This is a genomic window from Rahnella sp. BCC 1045 (assembly GCF_019049615.1).
GTDB lineage: Bacteria > Pseudomonadota > Gammaproteobacteria > Enterobacterales > Enterobacteriaceae > Rahnella > Rahnella contaminans.
Genome location: NZ_JAFMOZ010000137.1, coordinates 111,010 through 137,312, shown reverse-complemented (window position 1 = coordinate 137,312; position 26,303 = coordinate 111,010). Strand labels below are relative to the sequence as shown.

Genomic DNA, 26,303 nt, shown 5'->3' with positions numbered 1-26,303 from the left:
GTTGAAGTGTGCATCAGCCATTGTATGGTCTGCTAAACCCCCTCCCAGCCTCCCCCTTCGCAGGGGGAGGAGTATCAATCTAAACCTAAAACACCGCGCAGCTTGGCTAAATCTTCTGCCAGCGTCGTGATCGGCCCTTTCATCGCATTACGGTCAGCGTCGGAGAGTTTCTCGTAGTTTTCGTAACCGTCTTTGGTTTTGTATTTGTCCAGCAGGGTATCCACGGTTTTAAAGTTCGCGTCGATTTTATCCAGCAGCGGCTTGTCGGCTTTTTCCAGCAGCGGACGCAGCAGGTTCACGATTTTCTGCGCGCCGTCGAGATTTGCACGGAAATCCCACAGGTCTGTGCGGCTGTAACGGTCTTCTTCACCGCTGATTTTGCTCGATGCCACTTCTTCGATAAGGCCTGCTGCACCGCCGACCACTTTGTTCGGCGGGAAAGTCAGGTCGGTGATACGTTTTTGCAAATCAACGGTGTCGGTATACAGCTTGTCAGCAAAAGGCTCAGCGCCTTTAGTGGTTTTATCGGCGAACAGGATTTTCTCCAGACGGTGGAAACCGGTGAAATTCGGGTCTTCGGCTTTCTTTTCGAAGTCATCTTCACGGGCATCGATGCTGCCGTCGAGGTCTGAGAATAGCTCGGCGATCGGTTCGATACGTTCGTAATAAACGCGGGTAGAGGCGTACAGCGCCTGCGCTTTCGCCAGATCGCCCTTCTTAATCGCATCCGTGAACGCTTTGGTGTGGGAAACCAGTTCAGCAACCTGTTGCGTCACATACACTTTGTATTCCGCAATCGGGCCAACCAGCGCCATGGCGTCAGGTTTTGCGGAGGTCGCCGCGCCTTCCGCCGTGACGGTCAGTTTGCCTTTCGGATTGCTCAGCAAGCCGCAGGTCATGTCGTATTCGCCCGGCTCCAGATTGGCGGTCATTTTCTGCGTGAAGCCCGGCGCCACGTTTTCACGCTCTTCCACCACCATCACGCCTTTCAGAATTTCCCATTCCAGGTTTTTCTGGCTGTTGTTATGGATAACAAACTGCGTTTTACCGGCCGGCACGGTCAGCGCCATCGGTTCACATTGTTTGTCGTTAACAGCAATTTTGACCTGACGGACATCAGCCGCCAGCACATTAGCGCTCAGCGCAAAAGCGGGCAGTGACAGCAGCGCGACCTGTAAAGCTTTACGGCGAAACAGCGGGGATGAATATGACATGTACCACTCCGTGACAAACTGTGTGAATAGAGAATGTATGAACAACAATATTGTTAAAAATCAGCGTTGTGTTTTTTGTCCGGCCGGAGCCGTGACGGCTGATTTTCCCTGAGGCATAAAGAACAGGAACAGCGCCGGGATCAGGTACAGGAAATACACCGCGACTTCACTGACGGTCGGCGCTTCCTGATAACCAAACATCCCTTCCAGCAAGGTACCGAACAGGGAATGCGTGGACAGCGTGCCGCTGAAATCAAACGCGATATCCTGCATGCTGTTCCACAAACCGGCTTCGTGGAAAGCGCGGATAGCGCCGGCCGCCAGACCTGCCGCGACGAACAAAATAAACAGGCTGGTCCACTTGAAGAACTTCGCCAGATGCAGCTTCACGCCGCCGTAGTAAATCAGGAAACCCAGCACGATGGCCGCGCCCAGACCGAGTAACGCACCGATGGGTGCTTCAATGCCGACATCCTGCTGGAACGCCGCCAGCAGGAAAAATACCGATTCCAGCCCTTCACGCGCGACCGCGAAAAACACCATCGCTACCAGCGCCCAGCCCTGACCGCGACCGGAATTGAGCGCGTTATCAATCGCGCCTTCCAGATGCACTTTGATGGAACGCGACACCTTACGCATCCAGAACACCATGTAGGTCAGAATGCACACCGCAATGACGGCCACAATGCCTTCAAACAACTCCTGCTGCTTTTGCGGAAACTCGCCGGTGGTGGCATTGATAAACAGCCCCAGCGCCAGACACAGTGCCGCAGCAATGAACACGCCAATCCAGACCACACCGAGCCACTGCCCGCGCTGCGTCCGTTTAAGGTAACTGGCGATCAGGCTGACAATCAGCGCCGCTTCCAGCCCTTCGCGAAACATAATGAGAAACGGAACGAACATAGCGGAAACTCCCGAACCCTGAATTCTGAAGACTTACAGATGTGTAAGGACTCTGTAAAGAAAGGTAAAAAGAAACGATATTGATTATCATTCCTGGAAAAAGAAATACAAGAGGTGACGGGCTCTTTTTTGAAACCTGTCGGGGAAATGCGCACGAAAAAACAGAAAACCGGGATCAGGACGATCCCGGTTTATCACGATAACGCGGGGAAAATCAGAGAGTGTTGTATTCCGCTTCGGCAGCGTTGAAGCGCTCTTCGACTGCCACGGAAGGTTTACGCCCCATCAGGCTGACCACCCAGATGGCGATCGAAGCAAAAATAAACCCAGGAATGATTTCGTACAGTTCAACCCAGCCGTAACTTTTCCACAGAATCACCGTCGCGGCGCCGGTGACCATTCCGGCCAGCGCGCCGTTGCGGGTCATGCGTTTCCACATCACGGAAATCAGGATCACCGGCCCGAATGCCGCGCCAAAACCTGCCCAGGCGTAGCTGACTAAACCGAGCACGCGGTTTTCAGGGTTGGCGGCCAGCGCAATTGCCACCAGCGCGACAACCAGCACCATCGCGCGACCAATCCACACCAGCTCACGCTGGCTTGCGCCTTTGCGCAGGAACGCCTTGTACAAATCTTCGGTAATCGCACTTGAACACACCAGCAACTGGCAGCTCAGGGTGCTCATCACCGCCGCCAGAATGGCCGACAGCAAGATCCCGGCAATCCACGGGTTGAACAGGATTTTCGCCAGCTCGATGAATACCCGCTCAGCGTTTTGCGTCACATTGCCCGCTACTGCCGGGTTATTGCTGAAATACGCAATCCCGAAGAAGCCCACGGCGATGGTGCCCGCCAGACACAAAATCATCCACGTCATGCTGATACGGCGTGCGCTGCGGATAGTGTGATGCGAATCGGCGGCCATAAAACGCGCCAGAATATGCGGCTGACCGAAATACCCCAGTCCCCAGCCGAGCAGGGACACAATTGCCACCAGATTCATATTCTTGAACATGTCGGTGTATTCCGGATTTTTCGCCTGAATCACCAGCATCGAACTGTCAATGCCGCCGACCGCGAGGATGACGATCACTGGCGTCAGGATCAGCGCGAAAATCATCAGGCTGGCCTGCACCGTGTCAGTCCAGCTGACTGCCAGAAAACCGCCGATAAAGGTATAAATGATGGTCGCTGCGGCACCCGCCCACAGCGCGGTCTGATAAGACATCCCGAAAGTACTTTCAAACAAACGCGCACCGGCAACAATCCCGGAAGCACAGTAAATGGTGAAGAACACCAGGATCACGACAGCCGAGATAATACGCAGCAATTTGCTGGAATCTTCGAAGCGGTGCGTGAAGTAATCCGGCAGCGTCAGCGCATTATTGTTGGCCTCGGTGTGAACGCGTAAGCGCCCCGCCACCAGCTTCCAGTTCAGATACGCGCCAATCGTGAGGCCGATGGCAATCCAGCTTTCGGAAATACCGGAAAGAAAAATCGCGCCCGGTAAACCCATTAATAACCAGCCGCTCATGTCCGAAGCACCGGCGGAAAGTGCCGTCACCACGCTGCCTAAGCTGCGGCCACCCAGAATATAATCATCAAAGTTTTTGGTCCGTAAATACGCGATGAGCCCTATCAAAATCATCCCGAAAATATAAACACAAAACGTCACCAGCATCGGTGTGTTCATTGTCATGTCCTTCTCCACTTTCTTATTTTTTGCGATACGTGTTTGCAATGCAGGCCGGCATCTGTCTGTCCTGACACACCTTTTTCAAAAGGCGGTCAAAATCATGCCGGGGCGAGATGATGGCTGAAACCCGCGAAGGATGCAGCATGACTCTCCATTTTTTTTCTTTTTCAGCGTACTTAATGTGGTTTTTATTCAAATTAACTGTCGGTCGCGATACTGGTTGAGTGATCGCTACATTTCAAATGCTTTAACATTTTGGATACGTAAAATTTACGACGCATCACATTTATGATGAGAGCGGGTTGCACGTTACATTTCCCTCAGTTGCACCTTTAACTTTGAGGTTATTAAGGCGGTTACCGCGAATAACCTGTCTTTCCTACGTTGATTCAATGTTAAAAATGCCAAATAAATCACATCAGGCATACTTCGTGCATTAACAGGGTTGCACAAGGTTGCAACATAGAAGATATTGCTTGCCATAAAGATAATGAATTCACCTGAACCTTTTCATATGGAGTGGTTGCGTATGGGTATGACGACGATGGGCGTGAAGCTGGACGAAGGCACACGCGACAGGCTAAAAATTGCGGCTCAGCAGATTGACCGCACGCCGCACTGGCTGATCAAACAGGCGATTTTTTCCTATCTGGAACGTCTGGAAAATGGCGATTCGCTGCCGGAGATCCCGGCGCTTAATGGCGCAGCGCCTGGCGACGCGGAAGAGCCCGCCGGTCAGCCGGTGCAGGAAATGCATCAGCCGTTCCTTGATTTCGCCGAGCAGATTTTGCCGCAGTCGGTCAGTCGTTCAGCCATTACCGCCGCCTATCGCCGCCCGGAGCCGGAAGCCGTTTCCATGCTGCTCGAACAGGCCCGTCTGCCTGCTCCGCTCAACGACGCTGCCCTGAAACTGGCCGCCGAGATCGCCACCAAACTGCGTAACCAGAAAAGTGCAAACGGCCGCGCCGGTATGGTGCAAAGCCTGTTGCAGGAATTCTCCCTGTCCTCGCAGGAAGGCGTGGCACTGATGTGTCTGGCCGAAGCATTGTTGCGTATTCCCGATAAGCCAACGCGCGATGCGTTAATCCGCGACAAAATCAGCAACGGTAACTGGCATTCACATCTGGGCCGCAGCCCGTCGCTGTTCGTCAATGCCGCGACCTGGGGTTTGCTGTTTACCGGCAAACTGGTGGCGACACACAATGAAGCCAGCCTGTCGAAATCCCTGAACCGTATTATCGGCAAAAGTGGCGAACCGTTGATCCGCAAAGGCGTGGACATGGCGATGCGCCTGATGGGCGAACAGTTCGTGACCGGCGAAACCATCGCGGAAGCGCTGGCTAACGCGCGTAAACATGAAGAAAAAGGTTTCCGTTACTCCTACGACATGCTGGGTGAAGCGGCGCTGACCGAAAAAGACGCGCAGGCGTATTTGCAGTCATATCAGCAGGCGATTAACGCGATTGGTAAAGCCTCAAACGGTCGTGGCATTTATGAAGGGCCGGGCATTTCAATCAAACTTTCCGCCCTGCATCCGCGCTATAGCCGTGCGCAGTACGAACGCGTGATGGAAGAGCTTTATCCGCGCCTGCTCTCGCTGACGCTGCTGGCGCGCAGTTATGACATCGGCATCAATATTGACGCCGAAGAAGCCGACCGTCTGGAAATCTCCCTCGATTTGCTGGAAAAACTCTGCTTTGAGCCGGAACTGGCGGGCTGGAACGGCATCGGCTTCGTTATTCAGGCTTACCAGAAACGCTGCCCGATGGTCATCGATTACCTGACCAATCTGGCTCAGCGCAGCCGTCGCCGCCTGATGATCCGTTTGGTTAAAGGCGCGTACTGGGACAGCGAGATTAAGCGCGCCCAGATGGACGGACTGGAAGATTATCCGGTTTACACCCGCAAGGTTTACACCGACGTTTCCTATCTGGCCTGCGCCCGCAAACTGCTGGCGGTGCCCAACCTGATTTATCCGCAGTTTGCGACACACAACGCGCACACCGTGGCGGCAATTTATCAGCTGGCCGGTAACAACTACTATCCCGGTCAGTACGAATTCCAGTGCCTGCACGGCATGGGCGAACCGCTGTACGAGCAGGTTGTCGGCAAAATCAGCGAGGGCAAACTGAACCGCCCTTGCCGCATTTATGCCCCGGTCGGCACGCATGAAACGCTGCTGGCGTATCTGGTGCGTCGTCTGCTGGAGAACGGTGCGAACACCTCCTTCGTTAACCGTATCGCTGACGCCACCTTGCCGATTGACGAACTGGTTGCCGATCCGGTTCTGGCCGTCGAAGCGCTGGCCGCCAGCGAAGGTCAGGTCGGTTTACCGCATCCGCGTATCGCGTTGCCGCGCAATTTGTACGGCGACAAACGCGTGAACTCTGCCGGGCTGGATATGTCGAGCGAACACCGTCTGGCGTCGCTTTCCAGCGCCCTGCTGCAAAGCGCCAGCCATCCGGTGAAGGCCCAGCCGATGATTGATGCACAGACCGATGAGGGCGAATTCCTGCCAGTCATTAACCCGGCTGAAAACGGCGATATCGTCGGTTACGTGCGTGAAGCCACGCAGGACGAAATCAGCCGTGCGCTGGATGCGTCCACCGCCGCCGGTGCTATCTGGTTTGCGACACCTCCCGAAGAGCGCGCCGCAATCTTGCAACGCGCCGCAGAATTGATGGAAGCGCAGTTGCAAAGCTTGCTTGGCGTACTGGTGCGTGAAGCCGGAAAGACTTTTAATAACGCTATCGCCGAAGTACGTGAAGCGGTGGATTTCCTGCACTATTACGCAGGCCAGATCCGTGAAGACTTTGCCAATGACTCGCACCGTCCGCTCGGGCCGGTTGTGTGTATCAGCCCGTGGAACTTCCCGCTGGCGATCTTCACCGGGCAGATTGCCGCCGCCCTCGCCGCAGGCAACAGCGTGCTGGCAAAACCGGCTGAGCAAACGCCGCTGATTGCCGCGCTGGCCGTGGGCATTTTGCATGAAGCCGGTGTTCCGACGGGTGTGCTGCAACTGTTGCCGGGCCAGGGGGAAACAGTGGGCTCGCAACTGGTGAACGACGAACGCGTCCGCGGCGTGCTGTTTACCGGTTCCACCGACGTGGCAGGAATTTTGCAACGCAACATCGCCGGTCGTCTGGATCCGCAGGGGCGTCCGACGCCGCTTATCGCCGAAACCGGCGGCCTGAACGCGATGATTGTGGACTCCTCCGCACTCACCGAACAGGTGGTGACCGATGTCGTGGCGTCAGCTTTCGACAGCGCTGGTCAGCGCTGTTCCGCCCTGCGCGTGCTGTGTATTCAGGACGACGTCGCCGACCATACGCTGCAAATGCTGCGCGGCGCGATGGCCGAGTGCCGCATGGGCAACCCTGAACGGTTGTGTACCGATATCGGGCCGGTGATCGACGCCGAAGCCAAAGCCGGTATCGAGAAACACATCGATGCCATGCGCGCCAAAGGCCGCACGGTGTATCAGGCCACGCAGGAATTTGCCGCCGATCAGCAGGAATGGACGCGCGGAACCTTCATCAAACCGACGCTTATCGAGCTGGAAAGCTTCGATGAAATGAAGAAAGAAATCTTCGGCCCGGTACTCCATGTGGTGCGTTATGCCCGTCAGGATCTGGATAAGCTGATCGGTCAGATTAATGCCGCCGGTTACGGCCTGACGCTGGGGATCCATACCCGCATCGACGAAACCATCCACCGCGTGACGCAGCAGGCGCACGTCGGCAACATGTACGTGAACCGCAACATGGTCGGCGCTGTCGTGGGTGTGCAGCCGTTTGGCGGTGAAGGCTTATCCGGAACCGGCCCGAAAGCCGGTGGTCCGCTGTACCTGTACCGCCTGCTGAGCAGCCGCCCGCAGGACGCCGTGCAGCAAACGTTATTGCGTCAGGATCGCGAACTGCCGCTGGACACGTCTGTACGCGAAGCGTTACTGGCACCGCACCGCGCGTTGCAACAATGGGCGACGGAGCAGAAACATCGCGAAGACCTGATTGCCGTGTGCGAGCGCTTCGCACAAACCAGTCAGGGCGGCACTTTGCGTACCCTGCCGGGGCCAACCGGGGAACGTAACACTTACGCATTATTGCCGCGTGAGCGCGTTCTGGCGTTGTCAGACAATCAGGATGATGCGCTGACCCAGCTCGCCGCCGTCACCGCGACCGGTTGCCGTATTCTCTGGCCGGATGCGCCGTTACAGCGCGAACTGTTCAGCCAGTTACCGGAAGCGGTACAGGAACGTGTCGATTTCGCCAAAGACTGGCAGAACGAGGCACCGGTATTTGACGCGGTGATTTATCACGGCGACGCCGATCAGCTCCGCGAACTTTGTCAGCTTATCGCCAAGCGCCCTGGCGCGATTATTTCAGTACAAGGGTTTGCGCGCGGCGAAGATAACATCCTGCTGGAGCGTCTGTTGCATGAGCGTTCACTGAGTGTGAATACCGCGGCAGCGGGCGGGAATGCGAGTCTGATGACAATCGGGTGATAGATTGCAGAAGCCGCTGCAATTGGGCGGCTTTTCACTTGCAGTGAGGCACCAGGACTCTGACCGGGGAAGTTTCGGTTTTTCAATAACTGTGTTCACTTAACCTGCTGCGTCGAAACCGACCAAAGAGGCCCAGGACGGGGCCTCTTTGGAATCTCCGCGTCTTTCTAACAGCGCTATCGCTCGCTGGCTATGTTTCAGTAACACCCGTTATTGCCGCAAACGTTGCCGCTGCGCGGTGCTCTCATTTCAGGCTCGAACCGGCTCGGAAAAAGACTCTCGCTGTTTCTCACCGTTCATTCGACGTCGTTTTGAAAGCGGCCAATGGCTATGTAATTCGGAAGATAGATGCATGCTGATTTTGAATTGAAAAAGCCTCCAGCCGCTTTCGGAAAGCTTGCCGAGCGAAGTGTTTCGAGACCTGTGGCTCGAAACCGAGTGAGGGTACCGCGTAGCGGCAAGTTTTCGCGGCAATAGCGCTGGCCCCTGAAACATAGCCAGCGAGCGATAGCGCGCTGTTAGCAAGACGCGGAGATTCCAAAGAGGCCCCCTCCTGGGCCTCTTTGGTCGGTTTCGACGCAGCAGGTTAAGTGAACACAGTTATTGAAAAACCGAAACTTTCCCGGTCATAGTTACAGCCCCTCACTGCAAGTGAAAAACCGAAACTTCCCCGGTCATAGTCCCAGCCCCTCACTGCAAGTAAAAAAACCGAAACTTTCCTGGTCCTGTAACCGAAAGCCGCCATGTGCGCGGCTTCTGCACAAGGAAACACCTCGATCATATTCGAACTGCCTATCAGCAGACTGAATTGTCATTAAAACGTCATAACTCTGACTTAACCTACCGGTAACAAAATACAACAATCTGTGTTTTTTTATTTCTGACGGTTTATCAAAAGGAGTTTTGACCATGCAACAACCCCTCTCCCTGCTTGCCCGCGCACTCTCTGCCGCCCTGCTGGTTTCCACATCCGCCAGCGCTTTCGCCGCTGAGCCGGACGCCCTGACAGACCGCGCAGCAAAAGGCGTGCTGACTGAACCGGGTGGCGCTCGTCGTCTGAGCGGTGACCAGACGGCAGCGCTGAAAGCTTCGCTTTCGGATAAAACGGTGAAGAACGTAATCCTGCTGATTGGCGACGGAATGGGCGATTCTGAAATCACTTCCGCACGAAATTATGCAGAAGGCGCAGGCGGTTATTTCAAAGGCATCGATGCCCTGCCGCTGACCGGTCAGTACACGCATTATTCTCTGGATAAAAAGACACAGAAACCAAGCTATGTGACGGATTCCGCCGCCTCAGCCACCGCCTGGACGACCGGCGTAAAAAGCTATAACGGCGCGATCGGGGTGGACGTAAACGGTAAAGATCACCAGACCATTCTCGAGATCGCCAAAGCCGCAGGCAAAGCGACCGGCAACGTCTCGACGGCAGAATTGCAGGACGCCACGCCAGCCGCCCAAATCGCGCATGTCACGTCCCGTAAATGCTATGGCCCGGAAGAAACGGCCGAAAAATGCGCCAGCAACGCGCTGGAAAATGGCGGACGCGGTTCCATCACTGAACAGCTGTTGCAGGCACGCGCCGACGTCACGCTGGGCGGCGGCAAAAAATCCTTCAGTCAGTTGGCGAAAGCCGGCGAATTCAGCGGTAAATCCCTGAAAGACCAGGCGCTGGCGCAGGGTTATGTGTGGGTAGAAAACGCCGACCAGTTGAACGCTATCACACAGGCCGACCAGAAAAAACCGCTGCTGGGCTTATTCGCCGACGGCAACATGCCGGTACGCTGGCAGGGTCCGAAAGCCACGTATCACGGCAATATCGATAAACCTGCCGTCACCTGCGAAGCCAATCCGCAGCGCACCGCAGAGATACCGACGCTGGCGGCGATGACCGGAAAAGCGATCGACCTGCTGAAAACCAATCAAAACGGCTTCTTCCTGCAAGTCGAAGGTGCGTCGATTGATAAGCAAGATCACGCTGCCAACCCTTGCGGTCAGTTTGGTGAGACGGTAGATCTGGATGAAGCGGTGCAGAAAGCCCTTGAATTTGCCCGTCAGGATGGCAATACGCTGGTGATTGTGACCGCCGATCACGCGCATTCCAGCCAGATTATTGAAGCCGACGCCAAAGCCCCCGGCCTCACGCAAACGCTGACCACCAAAGATGGCGCGCCGATGACCATCAGTTACGGGAATTCCGAGGATGACTCGCAGGGTCACACCGGGACTCAGTTGCGGATCGCCGCGTTCGGGCCACACGCCGCGAACGTCGTCGGGCTGACCGACCAGACGGATTTGTTCTATACCATGCGGGAAGCAATGAATATTAAATAAGCAGGAGGCCGCTGCTTTGGCGGCTCAAAGCCATTGTGTAGGATTGCCATCCAACGTGGCATCAGGTTTTAACTGGATCGAGAAAGTTTCGGTTTTTCAATTGCAGTGATCGCTCAGCGGCTACCGCCGAAACCGAAATTTACCCGGTCAGCTGTCAGCCCTCACTGCAAGTGAGAAACCTAAATCTTCCCGATCCAGTGACTGAAAGCCGCCTTGTGCAGCGGCTTGTGCACAAAACTGAATCTAGTGCGCCAGAAACTTCTCAAGGAACTGTTTCGTCCTCGCATGCTGCGGGTTCGAGAATAGCGCCTTCGCAGGCCCCTGCTCTACGATCTTCCCCTGATCCATAAAGATCGCTCTGTCCGCAACATCGCGCGCAAAGCTCATCTCGTGGGTCACGATGACCATGGTGCGGTGCTCGAGCGCCAGCGCGCGGATGGTGTTGAGCACTTCGCCGACCAGTTCCGGGTCGAGGGCAGAGGTCGGTTCGTCGAACAGGATCACTTCCGGGCTCATCGCCAGCGCGCGGGCAATCGCTACGCGTTGTTGCTGACCGCCGGAAAGGCGACGCGGGTAAGCGTTTTCCTTGCCGCTTAATCCGACTTTTTCCAGCAGCTGACGCGCCGTCGCGATGGCTTTCGCCTTCGGTTCGCCCTTCACAATCACCGGGCCTTCAATAATGTTTTCGAGCACAGAACGGTGCGGGAACAGGTTGAAGTTCTGGAACACAAAGCCCACCTGCTGACGCAGTTCGCGGACTTTGTTTTTTTGTTTGCTGATCGGCTTGTTGCCGTCAATTTCGATATTGCCGACTTTGATCGTGCCGCCGTCCGGCTCCTCCAGCAGGTTAATGCTGCGCAGAAGCGTCGTTTTTCCCGAACCGCTCGGCCCGATAATCGCGACGACTTCACCGGCATTGACCTGTAAATCGATACCGTGCAAAACCGTCTGTCCGTGGAATTTCTTCGTCAGTTGCTTAACGTCAATGGTACTCATGAAGGCTCCTGATCCTGGCGGTTAACGCGGTCTTCCAGACGGTTTTGCAGGAAGGATAAAACGGTCGCCAGCACCCAGTAAATAATGGATGCGGCCAGATACATGGTGAACACTTCCAGCGTGCGGGAGGTGACCAACTGAGCCTGACGGAACAGTTCCGGCACCTGAATGGTCGCCGCCAGCGAGGTATCTTTCACTAATCCGATAAAGCTGTTGCCCAGCGGTGGCAACGCAGTACGTGCCGCCTGCGGTAAAATCACGCGGCGCATCGTCTGCCAGGGGTTCATGCCGATACTTGCCGCCGCTTCCCACTGCCCTTTTTCAATTGACGAAATCGCCGCTCGCAGGGTTTCAGAAGTATAAGCCGCGGTGTTGAGTGAGAGGCCAATCATAGCCGCCGGAATAGGATCCAGCTCGATACCAAACTGTGGCAAACCGTAGTAAATCATAAACAGCTGTGCAATCAGCGGTGTACCGCGAAATACGGAGACGTAAAAACGTGACAGCCACGACAGTGGCCAGAAATGCGAAAGGCGCATCAGCGCCAGCATAAAGCCTAATATTAACCCGAAGACCATACCGCCCAGACTCAGCTGGAGGGTAAACAGGGTTCCTTTCAATAAAAATGGTGCTGAATCCAGCACCAGTTGAATACTTTCTTGCATCCGATAAAGACCTTTTGGATGTGTATCCTGAAATAACCCGGAGCAAGATCAGCTCCGGGTCTAACGGATAATTATTTGGTGACGTCAGCCCCGAACCACTTCTCGGAAATTTTGGCTAAAGAACCATCTTTTTGCATTTCTGCAATCGCTTTGTTGATGGCGGCCAGTAATTCAGGGTTGTCTTTGCGGATCGCAACACCGGATTCCAGACGGGAGAACGGCGCACCGGCAACGGCTAAGGTGTTGTTGGTTTTCTTCACCAGATCCAGCGCGGCCAGACGGTCAACCAGAATCGCATCGGTACGGCCTACGCGCAGATCCTGATATTTCGTCGGGTCATCATCATAGGTACGAACGTCCACGCCCTGAACATTCGCGCGTAACCATTGTTCGTAGTTGCTGCCCAGACCCACGCCCACTTTCTTACCTTTGAGATCTTCCGGCTTGGTGATTGAGCCTTCGTTACCTTTTTTGGTCAGCGCCTGAATACCGGAAACGGTGTACGGCGTGGAGAAGTCATATTTCTTCTCACGTTCAGGGGAAATGGTCACCTGGTTGATGACAACGTCAATACGTTTGGATTCCAGAGAAGCCAGCATGCCGTCCCATTTGGTCGGTTGCAGCTTCGCTTTCACGCCCATATGCTGTGCCAGCGCATCGGCGAATTCCACTTCAAAACCGGTCAGTTTGCCGTCTTCACCCTGGAAACTGAACGGAGGGTAAGTCCCTTCCAGACCGACGATCAGCGTGCCGCGGTCTTTCACTTTTTTCAGTAAGCCTTCATCAGCAAAGCTGTTGGTGACCATACCGGCTGTCAGGCTGACGGCCACAGCACCCAGAAGTAAACGACGACGCAATGTGGAAAAAACCATATACACCTCAGTTATTATCGATGTTAGAAAGTTATATATCTGACGATTTGCGCACAGTAGCACCCGCCGCGAGAGTTATCAGGAATATAATTTCATAATCTTAGCGCAAAATTGCATAAGCGTACTGTATGGCATCACACTTGCGGATGATACGCAAACAGTGCCGGCGCGCCGCCGGTATGGATGAACAGGATCGAGCCTTCGTCCGGGAATAATCCGCGTTCGATGCCGTCGAGCAGACCGGCCATTGCCTTGCCGGTATATACCGGATCCAGCAGCATCGCTTCCTGCTCCGCCAGCAATTTCACCGCCGCCATTCCCGCTTCATTCGGCTCACCGTAGCGCGGTGCAAAATAGTCATCCCACAAAACGATTTGCGGTATTTTTTCATCAAACTGCAAACTGGCAGCAACGTCACGGGCAATGGTTTCCACCTTCGGACGCTGCGCGTCGGCTTTACGTGACACCGTCACGCCTATCAGTTGTGTATCCGGCATTAAATGCTGCAATGCGACCGCCAGCCCGGCGTGTGTCCCCGCACTGCCGGACGCCACCACGATTGCGCTGAAATCGACGAAACTCGCGGAAGACTGTTCAGCAATCTCCAGCGCACACCGGACATATCCCAGCGCACCCAGCGCATTCGAGCCGCCGACCGGCACAACGTACGGACGAAAACCTTGCCCTTCCAGGCGCTCAGCCAATTCTGCCAGCTGCGCCGTCGGGTCGTGCAGTTCATCGCACATCACCACTTCGGCATTGAATAAATCCAGCAACAGGCGGTTGCCGTTGGTCAGATAATTGGCTTCGGTGGTGCCAATGGGGTTTTCCAGCAACGCAACGCATTTCAGGCCCAGTTTCGCCGCCACTGCCGCCGTCTGACGGACATGGTTGGACTGAATCGCGCCTGCTGTCACCAGCGTATCCGCACCTTCTGCCAGCGCGGCGGCGGCAAGATATTCCAGTTTTCTGAGCTTGTTACCGCCCATCGCCAGCGGCGTAATGTCATCGCGTTTGATATAGATGTCACGACCCGTGAACTCAGAGAGACGGTGGAGTTTTTCTAATGGCGTGCAGTTGCCCAGTAAATCAATACGATCAAAGGTTTCCAGCCGGGTTTTAAGCAAAGCAATTTTAGCAGGCACAGTGTTCCCCTGACGCACAGCCGCAAGGCCGGCGAAGTCGTGATAGTCGAAGCAGATGTATTTGCGCAGAATGGTTATGAAATAAGTATATAAAGAATTAATACTTTATGCGGACAGATTCAAGACAAAAAAACAGGCCCCCGAAGGAGCCTGTTTGCGTTTTGTGTGTCAGTCTGTATAGAGCGCCGCTTACGCGGATTTCTGCCAGGCCAGATACTGGTCGTATTTGCGCAAAGCAATACGGTAGTTATCGTGGCCCGCCACCGGCAAATCACTGATGATCCGCTGGTGGATGCTGTCCCCTGAAAGCTTATCGAGAGGATAGTTATTTGCTGACAAGATTTCATCCAGACGGCGGAGGCGGACAACATACTCGCGCACCGTGCTGTGGTTCATCTCTGTCTGCTCGAACAGATATTGCTTAAACGCCATGATGTCAAAATATGACGAATGGCTGTTACAGCTTATCTCACTGCAAAAACGACACAGAGCGGTCAGTTCCTGCGACAGGTTGTGCCACACGTCATCATCAATAGGCTGGTCCATCTTGGCGATGGCCTCTTTATTGATGATTTGCCCGCGAAACACCAGTGCCATCCTGTCGAGTTCTTTTGCACACTGTGAGCAATGAGTCTGACTGTGTTTAAAATCTTTAAGATAACGGCTTAAAGGCCTTGTTTTGATTCCCGCTGGCATAAATTTATTCCTGATAAGGGATATAAAATGTATAACCGGCCAGGAAAAAGCGGATCAGTGGTCGTTGGCCAGGCGGCTGCGTAAACGCTTAATCGCCTGACTGTGGAGCTGGCTTACGCGGGATTCCCCGACATCCAGTACCGCCCCGATCTCTTTTAAATTCAACTCTTCCTGGTAGTAAAGCGTAAGTACCATCTTTTCCCGTTCTGGTAACGCATCGATAGCTTCCATCACCCGGTGGCGTAAATTGCCCTCCAACAGATGATGTAACGGGTTGGCCTCTTCGTGCCCTTCCATCAATGCCTCGGCAGTATCGCCGTGCTCTTCGCGCCATTCGTCATAAGAAAACAACTGGCTACTGTTCGTATCCATTAATATCTGCCGGTATTCCTCGATGGGAATATCCAGTGCCTGCGCCACCTCTCCTTCACTCGGTGGTCGCCCTAATTTTTGTTCTGCGTTATGCATCGCCTGAGACACTTCACGCGCGTTACGTCTGACGCTGCGCGGCACCCAGTCGCGGCTTCGCAACTCATCAAGCATCGCGCCACGGATACGCTGGACGGCATAAGTGGTAAACGCCGTACCCTGCATCGCATCAAAACGCTCAACCGCATTTAACAGGCCGATCCCTCCCGCTTGCAGTAGATCATCAAGCTCTACGCTGGCGGGAAGCCGCACCTGCAAACGCAGGGCTTCATGGCGCACGAGCGGAACATAGCGCTGCCACAAAGAATTTTTGTCTATCACGCCGTCGGCGGTATACAGATCGCTCACTGTCGTAACCTGGCAAATTGAGGGTCAGTATCATTGTGCCAGTGGTAATCCCCATTCAATCGCCTGAATAAGGACTGAAAAGCGCGGTTATTTTGATTATGTCTCGCACTTTCTGTTTCAGACCCGCAGGATTACCAGGATTGCAATCGCCTAAAAAACAATCACAACATAAAGATTATCCTAAATTATACCAGCGAATGCGTTTCATTAATCGTGGAAAAAGGTAAATTTTGGTTAAAAAAAACCCCGCCGGAGCGGGGTTTGTTCTGTTTGTAACCGGACTGCTTATATTGTCGCCAGCGACAATTATTGCAGCAGGGACAGTACAGACTGAGGAACCTGGTTAGCTTTAGACAATACTGAAGTACCCGCCTGCTGCAAGATCTGTGCTTTAGACATTGCAGAAACTTCAGTTGCGTAGTCAGCATCCTGAATACGGCTCTGTGCAGAAGACAGGTTAGTGGTGGTGTTGTCCAGGTTGGTGATTGCAGAATCGAAACGGTTCTGAACCGCACCCAGTGAAGAACGGAAGGTGTCAACTTTAGCGATTGCAGCGTCGATTGCTTTCAGTGGATCAGAAGTTGCCACACCGGTGTAAGCGTTGGTGTTAGCTGTATCAGAGATGTCACCGATGGTGCTTGCCACGTTAGCAGTACCAGTAGCGCCGCCGTCAGTGATAGCGCCTGCTGCAGTTTTGTAGTCTTTACCCTGAACGGTCACGTAACCTACTGCTGCGCCAGTCGCGTCTGCGCCAACTTTAACCAGTTTGCCAGTCTGAGTACCTGCAGTAACACCGTTGTCAGTGTCAGTGTAAGAAACGTCAGTGGTGTTCAGAGTTACAGCACCAGTAGCGTCATCTACAGAGGCTGCGTAGTTATTAGTACCATCAGAAACAACGTAAGTTGCAGTGGCTGCGCCTGCTGCTGTCTGAACGTTTTTCAGAGACAGTTTGCTTGCGTCCAGGCCCAGAGAAGTGGCAGCTGCAGACAGGTCAACGTTTTTCAGGGAGCCGCTTGCGCCAACCTGAGTGATAGCATCGCTGGTTTTCAGAGCGTTGCTTGATACAGAGAAACCGTTCAGACCCAGAGTAGTAGAGTCGATTTTTTGCAGGTCGATGGAGATAGTCTGGCCGTCGTTTGCGCCAACCTGAATTTTCATCGTCTGGTTAGAAGCCAGTACGTTCACGCCGTTGAACTGAGTCTGACCAGATACGCGGTCGATTTCAGACAGACGTGAAGTGATTTCGTCCTGGATTGAGGTCAGGTCAGAAGATGAGTTGGTGCCGTTGGCAGCCTGAACTGACAGCTCACGGATACGCTGTAAGTTGTTGTTGATTTCGCTCAGTGAACCTTCAGTGGTCTGCGCAACGGAGATACCGTCGTTGGCGTTACGTGAAGCCTGAGTCAGACCGTTGATGTTAGACGTGAAGCGGTTAGCAATCGCCTGACCAGCAGCATCGTCTTTTGCGCTGTTGATACGCAGACCGGAGGACAGACGCTCGATAGCGGTGCTCAGAGCGGACTGGGATTTGTTCAGGTTGTTCTGAGTCATCAGAGACAGCGTGTTGGTATTGATAACTTGAGCCATGAGTGTATTCCTTCAAATCTGGTTAAGGGTTCGGGCTTATTGCCCACGGCGTTCATCACCGTCCAAACTTGTATCGGCGCTACTCCCGCAACCTTTAGAATTATTTCTCAAAAAACGTCGATTTCTTACTTTGAGAATTACCCTTCCTTATACCGCCTATTCACGCCATTACTTTTTGTTGCGATCTATTAAACTTTTTCTCCGTCGTGCCGATAGGGCTTAAAGACTCTTATACAACCCGTACAAGGATACATATGGCCACTGTCTCTTCATTAGGTATCGGCTCAGGTTTAGATCTCTCCACTTTGCTGGATAACCTGACCACCGCAGAAAAGGCGCGTCTCACGCCAATCACCACGGCACAGACCAGTTACAGTGCTCAGCTGACCGCTTACGGCACGCTGAAAAGCGCAGTACAAACCTTTGCCGATGCGGCGACGGCATTGTCGTCTACCAATACTTACGGCGCGACGACGGCAACGTCTAACAACACCTCGGCATTCAGCGCGACCACCAGCACCGGCGCGGCGGCAGGTAAATATTCCGTTAACGTGACACAGCTGGCGGCATCTCAATCTTTAATCTCTGCCACGCAAAGCAGCAGTACGGCAGCATTAGGCTCAACCACTACCGGTAACTCGCGCACGCTGACCATCAGCCAGGGCGACGGCAGTACTCCGCTGAGCATTAAACTGACGGACGATCAGACTTCACTGACCGGCGTTCGCGATGCAATCAATAAAGCCGGCGGCGGCGTTACGGCGAGTATCGTTAAAGTGACCGACAGCAGCTACAAGCTGGTGTTGAGCGCCAACAATACCGGCACCAATTCTGAGATGACCGTCAGCGTGACCGGTGATGACCAGCTCAATAACATTATTGGTTATGATTCTTCCACCGGCACGGGTGCGATGACGCAAAATGCTGAGGCAATGAATGCCAAGCTGACGTTCAACGGCATCGATCTGGAGCGTCAGAGCAACACCATCAGCGACGCACAGGATGGGATCACCTTAAATCTGACGGGAACCACTTCCACCGCGGCCAGCCTGACAGTAGCGAAAGATACCAGTACAGCCACGACGGCCATTCAGACTTTCGTTGATGCCTACAACTCATTACAGGACACGTTCGCCAGTCTGACTAAGTTCACCGCGACCGCGACGAATACTGATACGGCTGACAGCACCAACGGTGCATTACTGGGTGACAGTGCGCTGCGCACTATTCAGACGCGTCTGAAATCCGCCGTCACTGCAGCATCAGGTTCCGGCACGATCAGCTCTTTATCCAGCATCGGCATTACGACCGACCCGGATACCGGCAAACTGGAAATTGACAGCACCAAACTGAGCACCGCGCTGACCAGTAATCCGAATGCAGTGCAGACCATGATGGTCGGCGACGGTAAAACCACTGGCGTGATGACCAATATCAGCAACCTGAATACCGGGTTCCTGAACAGTACTAACGGCACGATTGCTAACGCAGAAACGGCGGTTAACACCACCCTGAAAGGACTGACCGATCAGTACAACAAGGTGAATGACAGCATCAACACCACCATCGCCCGTTACAAAACGCAATTCACTGCACTTGATGTCTCGATTCAAAAGCTCAACAGCACGGCGACTTATCTGACGCAGCAGTTCGAAGCCATGTCCTCATCAAGTTCAAGCTAGTAAGGAAACAGATTATGTATAACGCTAAAGGAACACAGGCCTACGCCCAGGTTGGCGTAGAAAGCGCAGTCATGAGTGCGTCGCCTTACCAGTTAGTCACGATGTTATTTGACGGGGCGCGCAGCGCCCTGATCCGTGCACGCATATTCATTCAACAGGGAAGCATTGCCGAAAAAGGCAAATCCCTGTCCATGGCGATTAATATTATCGACAGCGGATTAAAAGCCGGATTAAGCCGTGATAAAGGGGACCCGGAATTAGTGGATAACCTGGAAGCGCTTTATTCCTATATGGTCCGCCGTTTATTACATGCAAATTTACACAACGATCAAGAGGCCATCACCGAGGTGTTGGCCTTGCTTGAAAATATCGCCGATGCCTGGCGGCAAATCGGCCCAAACCACCACCCGTCGCAGGACCAATATAATGGATCAACATCAGTATCTGGTTAATGAATATCAACTGATCCTGTCTTTAAGCGAGCAGATGTTGCGGCTGGCGCAAGATGAAAAATGGGATGAGCTGGTCGAGCTCGAAGTCAGTTATGTGAAAGCCGTGGAAGCGACCACCAAATTACCGATGTCAGAACAGACCTCGATAATGGTTCAGAATGATATTCGCCGTTATTTACGTATCATTCTCGACAATGAAAATTTGATTAAAACGTTATTACAGGCTCGGATGAATACGCTCACCCAGCTGATTGGTCAGTCGTCCCGACAACAACAAGTGAACACGACGTACGGAAAAATTGATCTCCGTTCGATTGCTTTTGGCGATCACCAATAATTATTAAAGTACTTCTTTTGATTTATTTTTTTCCAATATTTCTTGTGCAAAAATAAGGTTTCAGGGGCAGAGAGCATACGGCTACCAGGGCTGATTCTCTCTGTCTCCTTCCGTAACACTCGCCTAAACCGGCAGCCTGTTTGTATTGGCATAAGCGGGAAGTTTTATATCAGGCAGCAAACAACAGGTTGCGGTCGTCATTTCGGGCATCATCGATATGGTTCGTAAAATAAAAGTGACTCCAGGGATAGGCACTATTTCGCTACTTATTCAGCATAGTGAGCTTTTTATTCACGATGTCTATATTAATAAGCCGCAATTAATCCTCGTGCAGAATGGAAGTCTTTCTATTACTAACCAGGAACAGCGATTCTCGCTACAGGCGGGGGAAATGCTGGTGCTCAACAGTGGACAAACGTTGAGTCTCACCCACCATCTCTCAGACAATGGCCCTTTCAGCTGCGCCATTATGGCCTGGGATCACCAGTTGCTCAGTGATGCGGGGCTCCATGCCACGGGCTTTTCAGCCCCACTGCTTTCCGTTGAAACGCTGCAGGTTATTCCGCATATCCCGGTGGCTTTTAAACAGAGTTTTACCGATACCCACAGCGCCATTCTCTGGCATCACGGCCTGCCCGCGCCCATTACCCGCCATCGTATGCTGGAACAATTGCTCTGGCTGTCGCATCTGGGTGTGCGTTATTCGCTGCAACACAGCGAAAGCATGACACAACGTGTGCGCGAATTGCTGACAGATAATCTGCATAAATCGTTTACCGCCGCGGAAGTGGCGGAACAGCTGATGATGAATGAAGTGATGCTTCGCCGCCGGCTGGCGGCCGAGGATTGTGTCCTGCGCAATCTGATGATTGATGTCCGCATGACACAGGCGCTGCGGTTACTGCAATGCACCGATCTGGCGATTTCCAACATTGCCCATCAGGTCGGTTATGAAAGTGGCTCCCGTTTTGCGGAACGTTTTCGGAAGCGTTTTGGCTTCGCGCCTACCGCGATCCGCGGGCATATGCGCCCCCTCTCAGCACAAACGATGACTTATAACAACTAACTCCTAAGCACTACAATGCTAAATCATGAGTAACATCACACAATAATTGATTACCAGATGTTAACCGAATATCATACACGCCGTTAATTTACGGGTGATCAGGGGTTGGCAGTGCACGTTTGGTGGGAAGTGATTAAAACGATTTATTGGGGTGGATTGGGTATTGCGGCACTGGTGACGCTTCTCGTGAGCCGCGACACGATTAAAATACGCTTGTTAACGTCCGGCATTATCGGGTTTACCTGGCCGATGAGCCTTCCCGTCGTTCTGCTCTTCTCCCTGTTCTGACGCTGTAAAACTGCGCTCATTAAAAAACCCGGCTTTCAGGCTTTCAGGCCGGGTTCTGTACAACTGTTGTTGCTACTGTTTACGTTGCTGCTAATTGCGGGTTTGCACCCAAAAGCCGTGGATCAGACCCGGCAGATAACCGCACAGTGTCAGGATGATATTCAGCAAAAAAGCACCGCCAAATCCGTTACCAATTAACACGCCCAACGGCGGTACCAGGATGGTGATCAAAACTCTCCAGAATCCCATGTTCATCTCCCTTTGGTTATCATTGAGTTAATGATAGTTCAGGGAAACAAAGCCGCCTATCAGATGAAACTTAATTGATCAGGTCCAGCATAATTTCCACGTCTCGACGCACTTTATCGAGCAATTCGACATCGCCTGCGCGGTACTCGGCATCGGTTATCTGATGGATCTGGCGCATCTGCCATCTCACCTGCGTTTTTTGCTCGTCCGTCATATTGCGGCACATCACGATGATAAAATTGCGCAGCATCAGATGTTGCATGGCAGTTTCTTCGGCATGTTTGTTAACCGACATCACTAAATCGACTACCTGTTTTTCTGCCATAGCGTGTTCCTGCTGTCGTGAAAAGTCGGTGGGAAAGTCATTAAAACCAGACTAGCATGGCAACAGTTCGGTCAAAGCCGACAGCTGATGCAAAAACACCCGCTATTTCTGCGTCTAACCTGCGCATGGACACCATCACTATGTTTTCAACCGACGACGTTTTTCAGCGTCTGGCGTCTTCCCCCTTTCGCCAGCGCTTTCATCTTGGCCCGAAAGAATACGAATATTGTATGAGTCACGGGCCTGATACCGTAGCGCAGCACGCCGCCGATTTCATTAGCCGGCGGCTCGCGCCTGCGGAACCTCAGGCCGACGGCAGGCAGACGCCGATGCGCGGCCATCCGGTGTTTATCGCCCAGCACGCCACCGCCACCTGCTGTCGCGGATGTCTGGAAAAATGGCATCGTATTGCGGCACACGCTGAGATGACACAAACGCAGCAGGATTATACGGTTGCAGTGATCCTGCACTGGATACATCAGGAAATGCAGCGGGCCGCGCCAGCCGCTAAACCGCGGAAAGCAAAACCAAAAAATTCTGACCCACAACAAATGGATTTATTGTAAGAAGCGCATCACAGTGGTAAAAAAATAAAGAGTGACAGCAGTCACAGTTTTTCAGGATTTAAGTACCCTGCTGCGTCTGTACTCTATAATTTTAAGGAATAAGACAGTTTTCTGCCGGGCAGCCTTTGCGCGCCCTTTTGTTGTCTTCTTGTGCAGTCTTTCGGGTGAGTTTTCCAGGTGAAATGAGTTTTACACTGTAGTGAGGATTATTACCCCCCATTGGGAAAAGGAGGATGCATGTCTGAGTATCATTATTTATTGATAGGTGGAAGCCGCAACGGACAACGTCATGTTGATAAACAACATCAGTTTTCGTTGTGTTTTTGGGAAGATGCATCACAAAGTGCAGAACGTGAATTTTACGGTAAACAGAACGAGCGCTATAAAGTGAAGCCTGAAAAAGGGGCTGACGGAAACTGGTATCTGGTCGGTTATTGCGGAAATTGTTCGAAAATTCAGGCCGATGAACTGACCACCCAGGCGCTTACCAAACACGTTAAGCCGATGATGTAAGAAACAAAAGTATATCGAAAAGTACGATCGTAAACGAACCCCGCCCCTTTAAGCGGGGTTTTTGCTTTCTGAGGGTTTTCGGCCGTCAGACATTCAGCCCATGAATTCAGGCGGCCATGCCCTGAATGTTTCGGGCGTAAAAGGCGACGTGCCCACCGATCGTGAAATGCGCTTCGTGGTGCCCTAAACGTCCGAGCGGCGCGATACTGACAATCTCCCCTTCAAATTCTCCGTCCTGAATTTGCGTAATCGCCACATCCAGCTGATAACTGGCCGGATGAACGCCCACCGGGAAAGTGAGTAATTTTACGCGATCGCCCACCTGAAACCGGGTAAGCAGCGGCAGTGGTGCCTGTTCAAACAGATCCTGATCCATAGGTGACTCCTTGTTTTCCAGTGGGATTAATTACAGGATAGAATATGTTGCCGCGTCCTGCCGGATACCGGCGTGAAGCACTTCTCTCTTTACGCATTTTTTTTATGAACGACGTTTCGTACACCGCTGTTGTCCCCGCGTTGCCGCATAAAAACGTAGTTCTACACCATTGATAAGGATCCACCGTGAAAAAATTAACGCCAGAGCAATGCATTATCCTGACCGGATTTACCGGGATCCTGCATGGCGAATTCGAAGGATTTCACGAAGACTTGCAAAAACGACTGGGGCGGGAAGTTCAGACGTCAGAATTGGGATACCCGGAATTTATTGAGGAATGTCGGGCGCTCTATGAGGACGATTTTAACAATTTAATGCCAGACTGATAACAAGAAGGCCGGCCAAAGGAGTATCCTCTGCCGGCCTGATACCTGACTTAACCCGCGTGACTACGGTTTGACAATTCCGCGGATGAAATTCTCATTCACCCGGATCACATTTCCCGTTTCCACATTAATAACCTGATACTGCACCGGCGTTACCTCATCCAGAACAGCGATAACTTCAAACAAACCTGGTGTAAAAGTAAGCGTGACAAAAACGCCAACAGGATAGACAGCCATAATTTTATCCTTTCAATCATGCTCTTATAATGTACTGCTTTACCTACAGAAGTAATCATACATCAACTATTAATCACACCGAGTGATTTCATTACATACATTAATCACTCCCGATAAATGTTGCATAAAAGAAGTACAGATACGCGATAAAAAGATCAATATTTGATCAAATCAGACAACTCTGACAGACATGCACAAGACGTCATCAATTTTTACACTCTTCCGTGGCAAATGCCGGATACAGGCTTCGCTGCACTCCCCCAGCCGCTTGTTTTCGATGTAATTTCGGTTAAGAATATGAATCCATTTTGTTGCATTGAGAGCCCGCGCTGTGAGTGCCCAGATTTTTGAAACCGATGCGAATCATCCGCATCTGACACGACTGATTGCAGAGCTGGATGCTTATCAATACCCGCTCTACCCGCCGGAATCCTTTCAGGGAATTAACGTCTCCACGCTCGAAGACGGTGAAATTTTCTGTTTTATGGCGCGGGTAGACGATGACTGGGCAGGATGCGCATGTCTGTATATTTCGCGGCCTGAAGGGCATGAAAAACCGATTGCTGAGATGAAACGGGTCTACGTGAATCCGCTGTACCGCGGTCAGGGTATTGCTTCACTGCTGGTTGATGCAATGGAAAGCAAACTGAAAACATTGGGCTATCGGGATTTGTTTTTAGAAACCGGCGTGTTTCAGGAAAAAGCCATCACCCTGTATGAAAAGCTGGGATACGCGCGCACAGAAGCGTTTGGCGATTATCGTATCTCACCGGATCCGCTTAGCGTGTATATGATGAAATCGGTGGCCTGATACGGTGCGAAAATGCCGGGAGAAATGCAGAAAAATATCTCCATAACGCTGCCTCGTGACAGGGTTATGGAGACGCGAGAAGCAGATTACATCAGGACATTGCTTTTCGATGCAGGAATTTCATTGGAAGGAATAACCCATTTTTTCAGGGTGATAACGAAGAATTTTTTGCCTTTTGTGATCTTAGCACCGCGGTCGCCACATTCCAGCGCAAGTTTGAAAAACTCATCACTGTTAATACTAAAAGCCAGTTCGACTTTTTTCACCATACCGGAATTAAGCAGCTCTTCGGCTTCGATTAATGATTTGGCCTGAACGACTGACATAAATACCTCGTGAGAATGGAGGGAGTTGTATTTGCCCCAATATCCTATTTCACTTTTGTTTCATCATTATGACAGTATCGTGAACCTTCAGAATAGTGCTACGTTTTAGCGCACAAAATGTCCATTTCGTGCGCCTGTTCAAAACTCAGGAAAGACGGTAATGGCGATCAGGCACCGGGGTATCCGGCAACTGCGTCTGGTTGTTCATCTCGCGCAGGTTAATTTCGATATTGGTACACATCGCGTCCATCGGCAGATGGTTATTGGCATAGCCGAAAGGCATTTCCAGCTCTTCCGCCAGCGTATCGAGCGACAGGAAACTGTACGAAATAAAACCTGAAACCAGCAGCGTCATGTAATGCAAATCCACCACCAGCGCGAACGGCAATAAGCTACAGAACAGATAGACCGTTCGGTGCAGTAAAAGCCCGTAAGCAAACGGGATCGGCATGCTGACAATACGCTCACACCCGCCGACGACCTGCGAAAGTTGCAACAGCGTGGTGTCCATGTGGGTGTAGACGATATCCGACAAATCCCCGCTGCGGCGCCGTTCAGCAAGCCACTGTGACATCCGCAGCTGCACCATATTGGTCGGCGCGCGGCGTGACAGAATATCTTCCGCATCTTCCCCTAACAGACGTTCGAGATCAGGCCGCGGATCGCTGTGGCGCAGCTGATGTTTGAGGCTGTAACAGAACGCCAGCAACAGCGTCGTCACGCGCTGCGCTTCGCCCGGACACACCGCCATTACCTGACTTTGTAACGTACGACAGGCAATCAGTAACCCGCCCCACAGCTGACGCGCTTCGGTGTAGCGCGAATACGCCACGCTATTCCGAAAACCGAGGAAGATCGCAATCGACACCCCCAGCAAGCTGAACGGCGCCAGCGTGAGCTTAACGCCAAGCGTCTCATACCAGGGAAGGCTGAGAATGGCGGCGAGCGACATCAATAAATTCAGACTGAGGCGGAACATAATGCTGGGCAGCACAGAGCCATGCCAGGCGAACAAACGCAAGAACCAGTGACGCGGAGGACGGATTATCATTTTTTATGGAGGTGCTTTTGCAGGTGAAGCGATTTTTTTTGCGATTCTTGCAAATAAACCTGTACATGCAAAGGACAATTTTGTGACACCGGTAACATTTATTTTGAAAATCACGGTTTTCGTTTACAAGCGCAGGTGATCACTTTGTACAAACGGTAACGGAAACATAATGTTTGGCATGGTAATGTCCGATAACAAACCAGACTGAGAAGAATATATGGCGCGCATGGCGTGAATGCTCTCAGG

The 26,303-nt window shown here is 52.5% G+C and carries 27 protein-coding genes; 11 read left to right on the top strand and 16 right to left on the bottom strand.

The features are described 5' to 3' along the window. Nucleotides 1-74: 74 nt before the first annotated feature. From efeO to putP, 3 genes are all read right to left on the bottom strand, one after another. Complete coding sequence (efeO, locus tag J1782_RS19330; RefSeq protein ID WP_152326997.1) at nt 75-1,214, bottom strand: iron uptake system protein EfeO; 1,140 nt, start codon at nt 1,212-1,214, stop codon at nt 75-77. Nucleotides 1,215-1,274: 60 nt separating this feature from the next. Further along, a complete protein-coding gene (efeU, locus tag J1782_RS19325; RefSeq protein WP_152326996.1) occupies nt 1,275-2,120 on the bottom strand; it encodes an iron uptake transporter permease EfeU in 846 nt (281 codons plus the stop codon). A 214-nt stretch (nt 2,121-2,334) separates the two neighbouring features. Continuing rightward, on the bottom strand, nt 2,335-3,819 hold the full coding sequence (gene putP / locus J1782_RS19320; RefSeq protein ID WP_208951988.1) for a sodium/proline symporter PutP: 1,485 nt from the start codon (nt 3,817-3,819) through the stop codon (nt 2,335-2,337). 526 nt (nt 3,820-4,345) lie between these two features. On the opposite strand from putP, the gene putA reads away from it, so the two are divergent. Next, nucleotides 4,346-8,320, top strand: coding sequence for a trifunctional transcriptional regulator/proline dehydrogenase/L-glutamate gamma-semialdehyde dehydrogenase (gene putA, locus J1782_RS19315; protein WP_217153749.1), 3,975 nt, complete (start codon nt 4,346-4,348; stop codon nt 8,318-8,320). Between the two features lie 909 nt (nt 8,321-9,229). Continuing rightward, on the top strand, nt 9,230-10,654 hold the full coding sequence (gene phoA, locus J1782_RS19310; protein WP_217153748.1) for an alkaline phosphatase: 1,425 nt from the start codon (nt 9,230-9,232) through the stop codon (nt 10,652-10,654). A gap of 243 nt (nt 10,655-10,897) precedes the next feature. On the opposite strand, the gene tcyN is transcribed toward phoA, so the two are convergent. From tcyN to J1782_RS19275, 7 genes are all read right to left on the bottom strand, one after another. Continuing rightward, nucleotides 10,898-11,650 carry an L-cystine ABC transporter ATP-binding protein TcyN gene (gene tcyN / locus J1782_RS19305; RefSeq protein WP_152326991.1) on the bottom strand — a complete coding sequence of 251 codons (753 nt, stop codon included), beginning with the start codon at nt 11,648-11,650 and terminating at the stop codon, nt 10,898-10,900. Continuing rightward, the gene (tcyL, locus tag J1782_RS19300) at nt 11,647-12,315 is read right to left on the bottom strand and encodes a cystine ABC transporter permease (RefSeq protein ID WP_101076710.1); all 669 of its coding nucleotides are present in this window, start codon (nt 12,313-12,315) and stop codon (nt 11,647-11,649) included. Before tcyL ends, tcyN begins: the two co-directional genes overlap by 4 nt. Nucleotides 12,316-12,386: 71 nt before the next feature. Then, complete coding sequence (gene tcyJ / locus J1782_RS19295) at nt 12,387-13,187, bottom strand: cystine ABC transporter substrate-binding protein (RefSeq protein ID WP_152326990.1); 801 nt, start codon at nt 13,185-13,187, stop codon at nt 12,387-12,389. 134 nt (nt 13,188-13,321) lie between these two features. Then, nucleotides 13,322-14,332 (bottom strand): D-cysteine desulfhydrase, encoded by a 1,011-nt coding sequence (locus J1782_RS19290; RefSeq protein WP_217153747.1) that lies wholly within the window; start codon nt 14,330-14,332, stop codon nt 13,322-13,324. Between the two features lie 189 nt (nt 14,333-14,521). Further along, on the bottom strand, nt 14,522-15,028 hold the full coding sequence (gene fliZ, locus J1782_RS19285; protein ID WP_095922218.1) for a flagella biosynthesis regulatory protein FliZ: 507 nt from the start codon (nt 15,026-15,028) through the stop codon (nt 14,522-14,524). 54 nt (nt 15,029-15,082) lie between these two features. Then, a complete protein-coding gene (locus J1782_RS19280) occupies nt 15,083-15,805 on the bottom strand; it encodes an RNA polymerase sigma factor FliA (protein ID WP_101076714.1) in 723 nt (240 codons plus the stop codon). 306 nt (nt 15,806-16,111) lie between these two features. Next, complete coding sequence (locus J1782_RS19275; protein WP_152326988.1) at nt 16,112-17,392, bottom strand: FliC/FljB family flagellin; 1,281 nt, start codon at nt 17,390-17,392, stop codon at nt 16,112-16,114. Between the two features lie 254 nt (nt 17,393-17,646). Between J1782_RS19275 and fliD the strand changes: the two genes are divergently transcribed. The 5 genes from fliD (at nt 17,647) to J1782_RS19250 (ending at nt 21,217) form a co-directional block, all read left to right on the top strand. Next, nucleotides 17,647-19,074: a flagellar filament capping protein FliD gene (gene fliD / locus J1782_RS19270; protein WP_152326987.1), complete on the top strand. Its 1,428-nt coding sequence runs from the start codon at nt 17,647-17,649 to the stop codon at nt 19,072-19,074. 14 nt (nt 19,075-19,088) lie between these two features. Then, entirely contained in the window at nt 19,089-19,526 is a 438-nt protein-coding gene (gene fliS / locus J1782_RS19265; protein WP_152326986.1) for a flagellar export chaperone FliS, read from the top strand. Further along, nucleotides 19,501-19,863 carry a flagella biosynthesis regulatory protein FliT gene (gene fliT, locus J1782_RS19260; RefSeq protein ID WP_152326985.1) on the top strand — a complete coding sequence of 121 codons (363 nt, stop codon included), beginning with the start codon at nt 19,501-19,503 and terminating at the stop codon, nt 19,861-19,863. Before fliS ends, fliT begins: the two co-directional genes overlap by 26 nt. A 391-nt stretch (nt 19,864-20,254) precedes the next feature. After that, on the top strand, nt 20,255-20,929 hold the full coding sequence (locus J1782_RS19255) for an AraC family transcriptional regulator (RefSeq protein WP_254303116.1): 675 nt from the start codon (nt 20,255-20,257) through the stop codon (nt 20,927-20,929). Between the two features lie 111 nt (nt 20,930-21,040). After that, complete coding sequence (locus tag J1782_RS19250) at nt 21,041-21,217, top strand: GhoT/OrtT family toxin (protein WP_095922224.1); 177 nt, start codon at nt 21,041-21,043, stop codon at nt 21,215-21,217. A 90-nt stretch (nt 21,218-21,307) separates the two neighbouring features. On the opposite strand, the gene J1782_RS19245 is transcribed toward J1782_RS19250, so the two are convergent. Beyond that, nucleotides 21,308-21,466: a YqaE/Pmp3 family membrane protein gene (locus J1782_RS19245; RefSeq protein WP_152326983.1), complete on the bottom strand. Its 159-nt coding sequence runs from the start codon at nt 21,464-21,466 to the stop codon at nt 21,308-21,310. 70 nt (nt 21,467-21,536) lie between these two features. After that, complete coding sequence (locus J1782_RS19240) at nt 21,537-21,791, bottom strand: hypothetical protein (protein ID WP_152326982.1); 255 nt, start codon at nt 21,789-21,791, stop codon at nt 21,537-21,539. A gap of 140 nt (nt 21,792-21,931) precedes the next feature. Here J1782_RS19240 and J1782_RS19235 point away from each other — a divergent pair, with 140 nt between their 5' ends. Further along, nucleotides 21,932-22,357: a DUF4186 domain-containing protein gene (locus tag J1782_RS19235; RefSeq protein WP_165058721.1), complete on the top strand. Its 426-nt coding sequence runs from the start codon at nt 21,932-21,934 to the stop codon at nt 22,355-22,357. Between the two features lie 237 nt (nt 22,358-22,594). Then, entirely contained in the window at nt 22,595-22,870 is a 276-nt protein-coding gene (locus tag J1782_RS19230; protein ID WP_152326981.1) for a hypothetical protein, read from the top strand. Between the two features lie 106 nt (nt 22,871-22,976). Here J1782_RS19230 and J1782_RS19225 read toward each other — a convergent pair whose 3' ends face one another. Then, complete coding sequence (locus tag J1782_RS19225; protein WP_165057863.1) at nt 22,977-23,246, bottom strand: hypothetical protein; 270 nt, start codon at nt 23,244-23,246, stop codon at nt 22,977-22,979. A gap of 185 nt (nt 23,247-23,431) precedes the next feature. Here J1782_RS19225 and J1782_RS19220 point away from each other — a divergent pair, with 185 nt between their 5' ends. Next, nucleotides 23,432-23,632: a hypothetical protein gene (locus J1782_RS19220; RefSeq protein ID WP_152326979.1), complete on the top strand. Its 201-nt coding sequence runs from the start codon at nt 23,432-23,434 to the stop codon at nt 23,630-23,632. A 63-nt stretch (nt 23,633-23,695) separates the two neighbouring features. On the opposite strand, the gene J1782_RS19215 is transcribed toward J1782_RS19220, so the two are convergent. Continuing rightward, on the bottom strand, nt 23,696-23,869 hold the full coding sequence (locus tag J1782_RS19215) for a hypothetical protein (protein ID WP_165057865.1): 174 nt from the start codon (nt 23,867-23,869) through the stop codon (nt 23,696-23,698). A gap of 331 nt (nt 23,870-24,200) precedes the next feature. Between J1782_RS19215 and J1782_RS19210 the strand changes: the two genes are divergently transcribed. Further along, entirely contained in the window at nt 24,201-24,680 is a 480-nt protein-coding gene (locus tag J1782_RS19210) for a GNAT family N-acetyltransferase (RefSeq protein WP_165057867.1), read from the top strand. 86 nt (nt 24,681-24,766) lie between these two features. Here the strand turns inward: J1782_RS19210 and J1782_RS19205 are convergent, their stop codons facing one another. Beyond that, the gene (locus J1782_RS19205) at nt 24,767-25,006 is read right to left on the bottom strand and encodes a hypothetical protein (protein WP_152326977.1); all 240 of its coding nucleotides are present in this window, start codon (nt 25,004-25,006) and stop codon (nt 24,767-24,769) included. Between the two features lie 145 nt (nt 25,007-25,151). After that, nucleotides 25,152-26,057, bottom strand: a complete 906-nt coding sequence (locus tag J1782_RS19200) for a bestrophin family protein (RefSeq protein WP_152326976.1) — start codon at nt 26,055-26,057, stop codon at nt 25,152-25,154. Nucleotides 26,058-26,303 lie beyond the last annotated feature (246 nt).

Excerpts from the sequence above, each read along its gene's own strand:
- J1782_RS19225 (WP_165057863.1), bottom strand. The coding sequence starts at position 23,246 with ATGGATCAGGATCTGTTTGAACAGGCACCACTGCCGCTGCTTACCCGG.
- tcyJ (WP_152326990.1), bottom strand. The coding sequence starts at position 13,187 with ATGGTTTTTTCCACATTGCGTCGTCGTTTACTTCTGGGTGCTGTGGCC.
- J1782_RS19255 (WP_254303116.1), top strand. The coding sequence starts at position 20,255 with ATGCTGGTGCTCAACAGTGGACAAACGTTGAGTCTCACCCACCATCTC.
- fliD (WP_152326987.1), top strand. The coding sequence starts at position 17,647 with ATGGCCACTGTCTCTTCATTAGGTATCGGCTCAGGTTTAGATCTCTCC.
- tcyN (WP_152326991.1), bottom strand. The coding sequence starts at position 11,650 with ATGAGTACCATTGACGTTAAGCAACTGACGAAGAAATTCCACGGACAG.
- fliZ (WP_095922218.1), bottom strand. The coding sequence starts at position 15,028 with ATGCCAGCGGGAATCAAAACAAGGCCTTTAAGCCGTTATCTTAAAGAT.
- putP (WP_208951988.1), bottom strand. The coding sequence starts at position 3,819 with ATGACAATGAACACACCGATGCTGGTGACGTTTTGTGTTTATATTTTC.
- J1782_RS19245 (WP_152326983.1), bottom strand. The coding sequence starts at position 21,466 with ATGGGATTCTGGAGAGTTTTGATCACCATCCTGGTACCGCCGTTGGGC.
- J1782_RS19215 (WP_165057865.1), bottom strand. The coding sequence starts at position 23,869 with ATGGCTGTCTATCCTGTTGGCGTTTTTGTCACGCTTACTTTTACACCA.
- J1782_RS19200 (WP_152326976.1), bottom strand. The coding sequence starts at position 26,057 with ATGATAATCCGTCCTCCGCGTCACTGGTTCTTGCGTTTGTTCGCCTGG.
- efeU (WP_152326996.1), bottom strand. The coding sequence starts at position 2,120 with ATGTTCGTTCCGTTTCTCATTATGTTTCGCGAAGGGCTGGAAGCGGCG.
- putA (WP_217153749.1), top strand. The coding sequence starts at position 4,346 with ATGGGTATGACGACGATGGGCGTGAAGCTGGACGAAGGCACACGCGAC.
- phoA (WP_217153748.1), top strand. The coding sequence starts at position 9,230 with ATGCAACAACCCCTCTCCCTGCTTGCCCGCGCACTCTCTGCCGCCCTG.
- J1782_RS19205 (WP_152326977.1), bottom strand. The coding sequence starts at position 25,006 with ATGTCAGTCGTTCAGGCCAAATCATTAATCGAAGCCGAAGAGCTGCTT.
- J1782_RS19240 (WP_152326982.1), bottom strand. The coding sequence starts at position 21,791 with ATGGCAGAAAAACAGGTAGTCGATTTAGTGATGTCGGTTAACAAACAT.
- tcyL (WP_101076710.1), bottom strand. The coding sequence starts at position 12,315 with ATGCAAGAAAGTATTCAACTGGTGCTGGATTCAGCACCATTTTTATTG.
- fliS (WP_152326986.1), top strand. The coding sequence starts at position 19,089 with ATGTATAACGCTAAAGGAACACAGGCCTACGCCCAGGTTGGCGTAGAA.
- J1782_RS19275 (WP_152326988.1), bottom strand. The coding sequence starts at position 17,392 with ATGGCTCAAGTTATCAATACCAACACGCTGTCTCTGATGACTCAGAAC.
- efeO (WP_152326997.1), bottom strand. The coding sequence starts at position 1,214 with ATGTCATATTCATCCCCGCTGTTTCGCCGTAAAGCTTTACAGGTCGCG.
- J1782_RS19235 (WP_165058721.1), top strand. The coding sequence starts at position 21,932 with ATGTTTTCAACCGACGACGTTTTTCAGCGTCTGGCGTCTTCCCCCTTT.
- fliT (WP_152326985.1), top strand. The coding sequence starts at position 19,501 with ATGGATCAACATCAGTATCTGGTTAATGAATATCAACTGATCCTGTCT.
- J1782_RS19230 (WP_152326981.1), top strand. The coding sequence starts at position 22,595 with ATGTCTGAGTATCATTATTTATTGATAGGTGGAAGCCGCAACGGACAA.